10 protein-coding genes are annotated in these 11,872 nt (G+C 43.9%); 7 read left to right on the forward strand and 3 right to left on the reverse strand.

Annotation, left to right across the window (positions count from 1 at the left end):
• Position 1 precedes the first annotated feature (1 nt).
• The 5 genes from oppF (at position 2) to ACVFI8_RS17645 (ending at position 4,728) form a co-directional block, all read left to right on the forward strand.
• On the forward strand, positions 2-991 hold the full coding sequence (gene oppF / locus ACVFI8_RS17625; RefSeq protein WP_305883131.1) for a murein tripeptide/oligopeptide ABC transporter ATP binding protein OppF: 990 nt from the start codon (positions 2-4) through the stop codon (positions 989-991).
• A 1,001-nt stretch (positions 992-1,992) separates the two neighbouring features.
• Positions 1,993-2,394: a hypothetical protein gene (locus tag ACVFI8_RS17630; RefSeq protein ID WP_457872114.1), complete on the forward strand. Its 402-nt coding sequence runs from the start codon at positions 1,993-1,995 to the stop codon at positions 2,392-2,394.
• Between the two features lie 95 nt (positions 2,395-2,489).
• On the forward strand, positions 2,490-2,780 hold the full coding sequence (locus ACVFI8_RS17635) for a hypothetical protein (RefSeq protein WP_457872115.1): 291 nt from the start codon (positions 2,490-2,492) through the stop codon (positions 2,778-2,780).
• A gap of 102 nt (positions 2,781-2,882) precedes the next feature.
• On the forward strand, positions 2,883-3,686 hold the full coding sequence (locus tag ACVFI8_RS17640; protein ID WP_457872116.1) for a hypothetical protein: 804 nt from the start codon (positions 2,883-2,885) through the stop codon (positions 3,684-3,686).
• 427 nt (positions 3,687-4,113) lie between these two features.
• Positions 4,114-4,728, forward strand: a complete 615-nt coding sequence (locus tag ACVFI8_RS17645; RefSeq protein WP_457872117.1) for a hypothetical protein — start codon at positions 4,114-4,116, stop codon at positions 4,726-4,728.
• A 336-nt stretch (positions 4,729-5,064) separates the two neighbouring features.
• Here ACVFI8_RS17645 and ACVFI8_RS17650 read toward each other — a convergent pair whose 3' ends face one another.
• Positions 5,065-5,319: a hypothetical protein gene (locus ACVFI8_RS17650; RefSeq protein ID WP_457872118.1), complete on the reverse strand. Its 255-nt coding sequence runs from the start codon at positions 5,317-5,319 to the stop codon at positions 5,065-5,067.
• Between the two features lie 134 nt (positions 5,320-5,453).
• Here ACVFI8_RS17650 and ACVFI8_RS17655 point away from each other — a divergent pair, with 134 nt between their 5' ends.
• On the forward strand, positions 5,454-5,879 hold the full coding sequence (locus tag ACVFI8_RS17655; protein WP_248712281.1) for a hypothetical protein: 426 nt from the start codon (positions 5,454-5,456) through the stop codon (positions 5,877-5,879).
• Positions 5,880-6,365: 486 nt separating this feature from the next.
• On the opposite strand, the gene ACVFI8_RS17660 is transcribed toward ACVFI8_RS17655, so the two are convergent.
• Complete coding sequence (locus ACVFI8_RS17660; protein ID WP_457872120.1) at positions 6,366-7,349, reverse strand: 3'(2'),5'-bisphosphate nucleotidase CysQ family protein; 984 nt, start codon at positions 7,347-7,349, stop codon at positions 6,366-6,368.
• Positions 7,346-8,353, reverse strand: coding sequence for an ecdysteroid 22-kinase family protein (locus ACVFI8_RS17665; protein ID WP_248712276.1), 1,008 nt, complete (start codon positions 8,351-8,353; stop codon positions 7,346-7,348). Before ACVFI8_RS17665 ends, ACVFI8_RS17660 begins: the two co-directional genes overlap by 4 nt.
• A gap of 272 nt (positions 8,354-8,625) precedes the next feature.
• On the opposite strand from ACVFI8_RS17665, the gene ACVFI8_RS17670 reads away from it, so the two are divergent.
• Positions 8,626-11,826 carry a diguanylate cyclase gene (locus tag ACVFI8_RS17670; protein WP_457872122.1) on the forward strand — a complete coding sequence of 1,067 codons (3,201 nt, stop codon included), beginning with the start codon at positions 8,626-8,628 and terminating at the stop codon, positions 11,824-11,826.
• Positions 11,827-11,872 lie beyond the last annotated feature (46 nt).

Raw genomic sequence — 11,872 nt, forward strand, 5'->3', positions numbered from 1 at the left:
TATGAATGACAAACCATTATTACTTGACGTGGTAGACCTAAAAGTTTACTTCAAAATTAAAAACGCCAAGTCTTTACCATGGACACCCGCAGCCACGCTAAAGGCGGTTGACGGTGTCTCGCTAAAGCTATACCAAGGAGAAACCTTGGGCGTAGTGGGTGAGTCTGGTTGTGGTAAATCTACCTTTGCTCGTGCAGTCATTGGCTTAGTGCCAGCTGAAGCCGGTAAAGTAGTATGGCTAGGCCAAGACCTAACCAAGCTGCCACACAAAGAGTTACGTGAGAAGCGCAAACAAATCCAGATGATCTTTCAAGATCCTTTGGCCTCACTTAACCCACGTATGACCATTGGCGATATTATTGCCGAGCCGCTAGAAACCTTTTACCCCAAGCTGAGTAAAGCCGAGGTAAAGCAGCAGGTAAAAGAAATGATGACCAAGGTAGGTTTGCTGCCTAACGTTATCAACCGTTACCCGCACGAGTTCTCTGGTGGCCAGTGTCAGCGTATTGGTATTGCTCGCGCGTTAATACTTAAGCCAAAAATGATCATTTGTGATGAGCCAGTATCGGCTTTAGATGTATCTATTCAGGCACAAGTGGTTAACTTGCTTAAAGAGCTACAAGCAGAAATGGGGCTAAGCCTTATTTTTATTGCCCATGACTTATCGGTAGTTAAGCACATTTCTGATCGTGTATTGGTGATGTACTTAGGTAATTCGGTTGAGTTGGCGACCTCGAAGGCGTTATTCGAAAACCCGACTCACCCCTACACCAAAGCGCTGATGTCTGCTGTACCGGTGCCAGACCCCGATCTAGAACGCAATAAAACCATTCAGCTGCTAGAAGGTGATTTACCCTCGCCAATTAGCCCGCCGTCGGGCTGTGTATTTCGCACCCGCTGTCCAATGGCTACCGAGCAATGTGCCAATGTGAAACCGCAGCTAGAAGGTTCAGACGAGCACGCGGTAAGTTGTATACACACTTCGGTGTAAGAGTTTTTTGCCCACTAACAAGCCAGACAATCGTCTGGCTTTTTTTTCAAAAATGTAAATGTACGGCGCAGAGCTAAGCAGCACTGGCTTCTCTGCTCAAACACATTTTGTCCCATTGTTTGCTTGGCATGTAGTTTAATAACAGCTTAAACACCCGCCATCACCCTTAGCAAAGCTAATCGTTTTACTCAGTGCTTCTGCCATACATGCGGAAAACTGAACGTTTAGGGCTGCACACTTTTTCACTGTGATTATCTACAGACCCAACATTTCTCAAGCTACTTGTGTCAAAAAGGTCTACAAAATTTGAACACTGACTATTGATAAAATTAAAAGAAAACCTCAAAGTAGACAATAAGTTAAAGAGAGAGCATCGCCAGACTGGCGACTTTGCGCTAGGTCACACTTTCTATGATAGGAAGCGTGCTCATTGAATGGGATAGGAAGCACGTGCTTCCTACTTAGCGTTATATGGCTCAGGAGAGTCAATGAAAGTCACAGTGCTACTAATGATTTCGGTAATGACTTGCTCGTGTACAGAGTTAAAAAATGATCGTTGTTTGGATCAAGGTGGCAGTTTTAACTATGACAAGTGCGAGTGTGACTATGAGAAAAGCCATAAATTCAAGGAATATCACCAATGTTAAAGAAAGCTTGGGTGATTGTTGGGTGCACTCTTGGTTTTATTGCGGCATTTGTCGTCATGTATATTTCGTGGCAACACAACTCTCAGTGTGAAATCCACTGTGAGGGTGTAATCAACTGGAGTTACTGGTTGTTGCTCGGTGGAGTAAGTTTTGCTCAGGTGTTTTTGTTCGTTGCATGTGTCGTTTGGCTTGTGCGTATAGTCAGAGCCATATAACAATCACATCAAGTCGCCCCCTGAAAAGCGGGGGCTGGGACATCAAAACTACGCGGCGGTTAGTTTGGTGCTCCGCCCAAGTTTAACAAACCACCGCTAAATTTTGCTGCCTCTTACGCGGGCGTTACATGGACTAAGAATGTACATCATCATTTCAAAAGACTTTAGAGAGTTTGTCGCAGGTATCTTTGCGGTGGAGTCTCATGCGAATGACTTCCGACAGAAGATTTCTGAGGGGGAACTTTCGAAACTTAAATTTGAAGACGTCCCACTGAGTTACCCTCTTTATATCTCGGAGGACCACGAGGGGTTTTCATATCATTCAGAGGAAAGCGCAAAGGAGCTAATGGCAGACTTTACGCAAGAAATGCATAAACGTGACGAAGAATGGTGTTATACGAACTTATATCGCGCAAGTGAGGATTTCATGCCCAAAATGCCAGGGAAAAACTATATGGGTCTTATTCCGCACCATCATGTAGACAATAATACTCTGAAAAGCATCAAGGAAAATGGATTTAACTCGCTATGGGATCTATGAAACCAAAAACATGTAACAAGCGCAGGCTGTCGGAACACCTTTCCGCTGCGCTCCAAGTCATCCGCAGCTGCGGGCGTTAGAGCTCAATTAACCCTATGCAATACAAAAAGAAAATCGTGCTGCACTGCCCAAATGGCTACAAGCAAGAGCTGGGTGGCATGGTGGAAGACTTCATAGCACGTGGTGTCTCCTTTGTCGGTGTTGTTGGTAAGGATTGTTCACTAGTCGAAGACATCATTGACGAATTGGTTGTTGGTGACGGTTCTGATGAACGTCGCTACATTCTTACATCGTGCCATGAGGGCGAGTCCGTCGAAGATGCAATTGAATTTGCCAATAGCCTTACATCAGAGTTCGAAGGCGAATCTCAGCTTGTTGAGCTCTAACAAACAAATTAATCAAGTACTCCTCGCGGGGACTGGTGCCACGACGCGGCGGAGCCGCTGGCCATTGCCCGTGCTTACGGCGTTAGCCCTCAGAAGGAAACCATGCACAATCTAAACATAGTAATCATTTCGATAGTCCTTACGCTTTTCCTTTCTTCTTGCAGCCAAGAGGAATTGAGTGAAAGGTTTATCCCAAAAGAAGAGTCCAGCTTTGCTGAAGATTACTTATCGAAGTTACGAGGTAGAGACTTTACGTACGTCAAAAGCATCTTGAGTCCAGAACTAGAAGCTCAAGTTACCGATGAGCTACTAGAGGAAATAGCGGGATATTTCAGGCAAGGTGAACCATTGTCAGTAAAAATAATTGGTTCGCAGGTCAATGTGTTTAAGGGGCAATGGCAAGGTAACTTCACATTCGAATATAAGTTCGAGAGCGGTTGGAATCTCGCCAATACTGCACTGAAGAAAACTGATAGCGGTTATCAAGTTATAGGCCTAAACGTATACCAAACTGAAACATCTCAAAAAGAGCTCAACGCTTTTGGTTTGTCTTCAAAGTCAGGAATGCAGTATTTTGTGCTGTGTGCAGCTGTTTTAGTACCGCTCTTTATTTTATTCACTCTAATTGTATGTATGCGTACGCCTATTGAACGAAAAAAGTGGTTATGGGTTATCTTTATTCTACTAGGGTTTGGCGCAATAGAGGTTCATTGGACAAATGGCGCGTATGCTTTTCAATTAGTAAGTGTTCAGTTGTTCGGTGCATCTGCAATAGCTAGCGGCCTAGCAGCACCGTGGGTTTTGTCTGCTTCAGTCCCACTAGGAGCTATAGTGTTTTGGCTATGTCGAAAATCACTGTTCGAAAGGGCTAACAAGTCAAGGCAGCAGAACGCCAGCGATGCTTGAGGCGTTAAATGTCACAGGAATCCGAAAGTATGAAGGAATATGACGTTTGGGTTGATTCAGAGTCAGTGACACTATCTACAGTTGAAGGAATCAAGTGGTAACAGGATAAAGAACTGCTCGGTAGGGATGCAAAGTTATTACACAAGTTCACAGCGTGTACTCCCGAAGAGGCACATGCAATTTATCATTTGAGAATGGGTTTTGAGCCTTATAAGCCTATGGGCGAACCCGTTCTGTGTCCTAAGGGGGGCGAGTCATATTTTTATCCAAAAAGTTCCGGTGTTTGTCCAAATTGTGGTGAAATATGTTGACCAAAACATTTAACAACTCAATGTTGCAGAACGCCAAATGCTGGGCCAAAATCCGCCCATTGTTAGTCTTCAGCAAATTGTGGCGTTAGGTCTCACTGTTACCAACAAGGATGTACATGTATAAATTTATAATAGTTTTAACAAGCTTTTTGCTAATCAGTTGCGCAAATACTCAAGACTCAAGTTTTAGGCCTCAAACTATCGAGACAAAAGGAACTTATGTTCATAGTGTTACTTCCACGGAGTACCCTGAAATTCTGGCTGGCTTTAAACTTGTTTCTGTAACTCAATATAATAAAACTGGAACTGATATTGGTGTTGCTTACAATTACTTTTCAGATACAACACCTGTCGCACTAACTGTTTATAGCTACCCTGCACCAGACTTTATTTCAATTGGTTCACCAGATGACGTTGTCGAGGGTATGAGATTTCAACTGTTTATGAACAGGTTTAATGGCACAAAAAACTATATCCTAAAGAACAAAAGTAATGCTGAATTAACGTCTGAAGGTCCATTTGACTTGTCACAAGACAACTTACAGCCTCCAGGTATGGTTGCTGAGTTTAAATATTCTGAACGGTTTGCTGGCGAGTTTATGGATTTACGCTCTTCCTTGTATCTGTTTCAAGTTGGTGAGTCACTATATAAATATCGAATTACGTACCCTGAAACTGTAAATGTCGATTCACAAATAAGTGAGTTTATGAATCAACTTGAACTTAAATAAAGACCTAACAAATAAAAATAGGTGTCGCGCAGCCGGCACCTTATTCGGGTGTTGAACAAGCCCTATGCTCCCTTCTATAGTAAATAACGGTGTTGATGTTGGCGGGGCCAAGGCCTTGTTAGTTTTCGCAAGGCGAGTTTGGCTAAGACGGGGTGAATGGCGTTAAGCCCTTACCCGTCTGGCGTAGTGCTAAGTTGTTATTGTGTGTGTGTTTTCATCCTCATGGTAAGCCCTGTCATTATCCTTATACTGTTCGCCTTTCGGCTAGCTCGTTCGGCTAAGGTCTGTGCAGTGCATGGGTGTTGGCTACAAAGGCATAGCTGAGTAGCGATATTGTTATTGTTGTCGGCTTGGAGCGCGATAAGTATTGCAGCAACAGCAGCTCAATGTAAAAAGCCCAGCGTCATAAACCACACAAAGATGACTAGCCAAGCCTTTGTATTTTTTGATAAGTTTGTTGATAAAACGAATATGGATGAGGATAGTGCTATGAAAATCTGGCTCATCTCTCCAATTATCAACACAATAAGCGACATCAGTAGCCTCTTTGTGAATATCTAGTCCTATTAAAAACGTGCTAGATGTAGACATGTTTATCTCCTGTTCTGTTATGACTTTGCATCTAACTGTGTGGCTTTAGTTTGACTAACCCACGGTAAACGCAGGAGGTCGACACTTTCACCTGGGGATCATTATGTCTAACTGCATTATTACTGGATTAAGCATTGGAAAGTATCCTAATTGAAACTACACATGAGATTTCTGGAAAGACTGCTTTGATTGAACAGTCAGATAAAAGCACTTGGCTATATCTGTGCAGTAGTAAAGGAATAGAAAGAGATGCTTTTGTTTTCTCCTCAATACAACCAAACGAAGTGCTTGATCGCACAGAAATCGAATCAGGTAAACCGCCAACCCTTATAAATAAGTTTGCGTCCCCTAATTCGGTCATACGTATAACTTCTAGCGATCAGTTTGAACTCAATTGGGCACCTAGTGGAGATTCAGTTGCTGTAATGTTCTTAGGAGAGGCAGTAGCGATGATTGTCGCAAATGAACCTAAGAGCTTTTCTAAGGCACTAGTTGGAACAAGTGGTTTTGGTCGTGAGTGGAATGAGGCAATATACAAAGAGTGCTTTGCCCACAGTTAACAAGCACGGGTTGCGGATTCGTGACCTCACCGCAACCGAAAGACGTCAATAGGCAAAATGGATATTCATAAACCTTATCAGACACGAAGAAATCAGCCTGAGGATTTTCGAGTTAGATATAAGTTTCTAAGAAAGGATGACGGTTCGTATTTTCAACGTCCATTCCAGGGAATACGCTGTGATTTCTCCTAGGAAAACGATGATGTTGCTGAAACTGGCATCTATATGATTTGGCCTGAATTCGAAGACTCGTTTCTTACTAAACGGCTTTTCGCACGGCACCGGAGACAGTCCCTTATCATCAATAATTTTAGTCCACTTCAGTAGCGGCAGTTCTGACTATTTGATACATCCTTTGATTCGAAACACCTTTGCATCAGTGACCACCCAATAGATTTATGTGTCTAAAATTTGTTAAGCCTTTAATCATCTACGCGAGTGTTTGCTGCGGCTCTCCTGCTTATTTAGCGGGTGATGAGCGTAGACTTACACATCACTAAACTGTCGATTTAGGTCAAGCTTTAAGATGTGTTTAGCCAGTTGCGAGTTGCTGGCATACAGCACACCACGATGATTCATAAAGCTATTACCCTGCCGATTTAGTGCTAGCGTTTGGCCAAAACTATCACTCACCCATGCATGGCTCCCTAAGGCGATACAGGCGGTGGCGGCAAAGTCCCAAATACTGCCGCCCCCGTCGGCGCGTTTAGCTAATTTTAGGTAAATGGCATCACTATCTTCTAGTACCGAGCAAGCGTTTACTACCGCGCCAGCACCGCTGATGACTTGGAATTTGTCATACGCTAGCTGTGTGGCAAGTGCACTGAGTTGCGCTTTTAAGGAGTTAAAATAATCGAGGTTTACGCTGCTTCTATCACAGTAAAAAAGCAGCTGTGAAGGCTTGTTATCTGCTGGCGCTGTCATCAAGCCTTGCTGTGTAACATGTTGTTGCAGTTTACCGCCTTGGTGTTGTTTAAAGCTCTGATAATTGTGGAGTTCGGGGTTAAAATAAGCGTGGTATAAAATACCGCTAAAGGGTAAATACACCACGCCTATCAGTGGCTGGCCCTGTTGGTTAACCAGGCCGATAGATACCGCATAGCCTTCGCTTCCTTCGATGAAGGGTAAAGTGCCATCTAATGGGTCAATCGCCCAAAAAGCTTGGCGAGTCAGCCTGGGGTGATTGTCTAGCCTAGTTTGTTGGGTGTTCTCTTCAGCCAATATCGCCAGTTGGTATTGCTCAACGGTGCTGTTTAACTGAGACAGAATAAGTTTTTCACAGTGAATATCTACTTCGGTAACCACTTGGGCGCTGAGGCTTAGGCTTGATGATTTATGGCTTACCTTGAGTTGCTCGCGCGGGTAGTGAGCAATGTAGTGACCAGCTTGTTGGGCTGCATTTATCGCAAGCGCGCTTAAGTGCTTAATGCTTGCTGTTGAGAACGGGCAGATAACGGGTAGGTTATTCATTGGCGTTGCTCTGCCAAGTAGTGTAACGCTAGCTGAGTTTGTTGCTCGCTGTAGTCATTTAGCTTCCAATGTCCAGGGCTCCAGCCTTTTAAAAAACGCTGAAAATCGGCCCAGGCTAAGGGGTAGCGAGCACGCCACTGTTGCTCGAGTACCGCAAAATCGAAGCCTGTTAGTGAGGCGCTGGTTTGGTAGTGCTTAATGGCCTGCTGTAGCTCTGCGAAATAGATATCCAGTATTTCATCCTGCTGGTCAAAGCACTGTTGCTGGCTTAGACAACTGCCCATAAACAACGCCAGATCTTGCATGCCACAACCCTTACCCACATATTGAAAGTCAACCGCAGCAACGCGGGTGGCTGGCGCATTAAAGCAGAAATTTGCCAGCTTAGCATCACCATGAATAAGGCAATGGTAGTGGCTATTATGCAGGGCTTGGTCAATCGCCTTCGCGGCGTGTTTCAGTGGTTCATTTGCCATGGCGGTATGTTCATCAGGGCGAGTGGCGAGGTGCCAGTAACCACCTTGTGGCCAAAGATGTTGGCCATTACTTTGTAAAAAACGACCATGAAAATTAGCCAGCCAACCAATACATACCAAGGCCTGTTGATAACTGACGTGTTGTTTAACTTGAGTAAAGCCTTGGTTATGCAAATCTTCTAGCACTAACCATTGTGCTTCTGGGCTACTGTTTAGGTCTATCAGTGATGGAACAGGGCAGCGTTTATCGCAGTGTTTTGCATAGTGTTGATACCAAGCCGATTCAACCTGATAAGAATGCACTTTACGCTGATGAGATAAGGGCGTATTCCAGCCGCGTGGATGGTCAGCCTCGCGAGGGTAGCTAATACTTTTTACAATTAAGCTTGGGTGTATGGCCTGGTTAAAATGAATGCGTAACAACTCACCATAACCGCCCCATAGCGTTTGGATTAAATGGCAGTGTTCAAGCTGTGTTGCTTGGTTGAGTTGGCAAAGTTTGTGTTGTTGTTCTGTTGTTAAAGGCATGAAGTGTATTCGCAATAAATCCTGTAGTAATGTTACGCCAAGTTGATGTGATAAAACGTCATTCTTCTTATTATTTTTACCATTTAATTACGGCGGTGTGTTCGTATAATATACAAGCTTGTATTTGTCGAACAATAATATTGACCAACTTATCAAATTTTGTTTTTATAATTCAATATCAATGAGTTTATGTGACCATTTCGGCATAGAATTTTCGGCAAATCTTTTATCATATGGCCGTACAAATTTTGCCTAGGAGGGCGATTGTAGCCATGCCCCAAGCAGATAGCTTTTCTAAACGATTAATGCTCGATTGGCAAAGAGCGCTTCACGGTGAAGCGAGTTTTAGCTTTTACCAATGTTCTGATGCTGAAAATTTAGCCCGGTGCGCTTCAGATTTTGCCAATCAGCACGCCGTTCCTCTCTATATGATCTCGCTTAACAACCTGAGTGCTTATTCACCTTATGGTGCGTTGTTTTCTCTATTAGCGAGTCGTTTTGCCGAGTCTGACTACTCCGCTGAAGACTTATCTCAACACGTCACAGATTATGTTCCTCTGCAGAAAAACATATGCTCAATGCTGAAGGGCGACAGCTATCAGCGTAGCGAGATGTTGCTAGTTGATGACTTATATTTTGAGCAGCAATCTATAGAGAAGGCGGTCCTTGGCTTAGTACGCCTATTACTTAAAGATCCTTGTGTCGTGGTTCTTACTGGTTGGCACTTTGCGTCAGCATCGGCCATTAAGCTGTTTAAATCTTTAGTCACCAGTAAACTTAATATCCCGCTAATGGCAATGATATCGGTTGATACCCAATATGCTTTAGCGAACCGACAAGATGACGAGGCATGGGAAGCTTTTCTAGACTGGTTAGACGACACCACCTTGTTACATGCTGTGCCGCCGAGCCAAGCCCCGTTGATGGTTGATTGGCAATACCGAGATTGTGTAAAAAGCGCCCAGACTTTAGTGGCCGAAAACAAGGCGTTTATGGCTTGGCCTGAAGCCGAAGCCGCTGCACGTTTAACCTTAGAAAGTAGTGACTTAGATATTTCGGTAAAGGCAAGCTTGCAGCTATCGCTGTCTGAGGCTTTGTTATATCAGGGCGAACTCAACGCTGCGGTCTCTGAGCTGGAGTTATTGCAAGTGTTTCAAGAGTCCTTGAACACGACTTATAACAAAGTACATTTATTAAACTTACTCAGCGTTACTTTGGTGCAGCAACAAAGCTTTGAAGAAGCCATGCAATGCTCTGAAGCGGCCTTAGAGTTAGCCGGGCAGGCGTCTAATGGGCACCTATTGGCCCAATCTTTGTTTGTTAATTTTTACGCCCACGACAAATCATCAACGCCACTACAATTAGACGAGTTTGAGTATCTAGATAAAGAGTTACAACTCTATGAAATGAATTGCTCACGACTGTACGCCTTACGCAATTATTACACCTATTTACGTTTTTACGACCAGTTAGATTCTAGTGTGGCTTTGTCGTTCACCCAAGAAGCGGTGGCTTTGGCGCGTCGAATTGGCCATCGCCAAGGCATTGCAGCGAGCTATCACAGTAAAGGTATTATTTACTCCTACATTAGCCGTTACCACGGCACCTTTCGTTGCTTTGGTGTTAGCTCACGCATTCGTGAAGAATTAGGCGAAGCCAGTGAGCGGGTGAGAATGTACAACGGCACTGGCTATTTCAATACCTTGTTAGAAAAATACCCTGAAGCACAGCTGCAGTATTTAGCCGCCTATAATATTGCCCGCCATACCGGTGATTACTCTGAAATTGTGGTTACGCTATACAATTTTGCTTGGTTGTATTTTTGTACCCGTGATTATCAGCAAGCCTGTGATGTGCTTGAACAATTAGTGAGAATATGTCGAATTAGGCAAATGACTCACTTTCCATTTCGTAACTTGTACGATGTATTTAGTTTAAAGGGCTTTTGCCATTCTAAACTCGGTGAGCCAGCCCGTGCGCAGCAGTGTTTAGAGCGAATGCATGGCCTACCGTTTAAGCCCTCGGGCACTGGTGAGTTTTTAAAAGCCTTGTTACAAGGGACGTTGGATGCAGCAAATGGGCGCTTACAAGACGCGCAGCAAATTTTTGAACAAGCGCCAGCCTTATTGGGTGAAGTGGTAGATATGGACAGCCGCTTGTTGCCGCAATGCAATACCGAGCTATTAGAAGTTTATAGCCGTCAAGGTAAGTGGCAAGACTGTGAGCACCTATTAAATAACAGCTTAGCCATGTGTGAAGTATTGATTTTGCCGCGATTTACTGAAATTTTCAGTGGTATAAAGCAGACCATCGACCAGCGTAAAGCCTTTTACGCCAAAGATATCGGTAAGTATCAGTTAGCGCCTGTGCAACTAAATTTGCAGGATTTAGTGCGTAATGCCAAGCAAGATACTCAACTGCGGCAGGTGCAACAACGTTTGCGCGAGATGCAGCTAATTAGCCGTATGCAGTCTTTACCTGAGCGCTTTGAAAGCACCATGGACTTGGCTATAGAAAGCCTTAAATTGGTATGCGGTAACTTCACTGTGCAAGTTGGCATGATTCACCACCTCACCGCAGAAGGGTGGGAAGAGTGGGCCAATGTCGGCAAGGTTTTGGCTAATGAGCAAACCCAACAATATTTAGCACACATTAAAGACAACCATACTATTTGGGTAAAAAACAATTTTTGCTCTAAAGGTGAAGATGGTAAGCGTGCTACCTATAACTCGGTGGCTTGTTTACCGATATTTGTTGATGAGCATTTATACGGTGCGTTAACGCTGTGTAATTTTAATAGTAATCGCTATTTTGACCGCCAAGATCAAGATACGCTTAGTTTAATTGGCCGCCAGTTAGGTAGCCAATTACAACAGCTTAAACACCGTGAAAACCTACTAAAAATGTCGACGACAGACTCGTTAACCGGCCTGTTTAATCGCCAAGCTTTGTTAGCGCGCTTAGACCAAGAATTAGGGCAGTTTGAACAAAAAAATGGCACTTATCATTGTTCACTGGCTTATATCGATTTGGATAACTTTAAAATTGTAAACGACCTACTCGGTCATGATGTTGGCGATAAGGTGTTGGTAGAATTTGCTAATTTGTTGGTTCACACTATGCGCGCTGGTGATATTGTTGCGCGCTGGGGCGGCGATGAGTTTGTGGTGGTATTTCCAAGCGCTAATCATGCCCAGGCCAAGAACACTGCAGAGCGCTTATTAGTTAATTTACAAAACAAAAACTACTTTAAGGCTGAGTTAGCTACTTGGGCTGACAAGCCTGAATTGGTTGATAGCCTACCCAATTTAAGTTGTTCTATCGGTATTACTGATTGCGGTGGCGTGGCTTACGCTGACTTAAATGAAGACTGGTTACTGAAACAGGCCGACCGTGCCTTATACAGAGCAAAAGCGGAAGGGAAAGGCCGCGTTAGCGTGATGAGCTTAAGCCAAGAGTATGAACTAGATTAAACCATTAGTTAGATTGGAGTCTAAGCGTTAGCCTGTGGCTAGCGCT

It is taken from the genome of Agarivorans sp. MS3-6 (assembly GCF_054112545.1).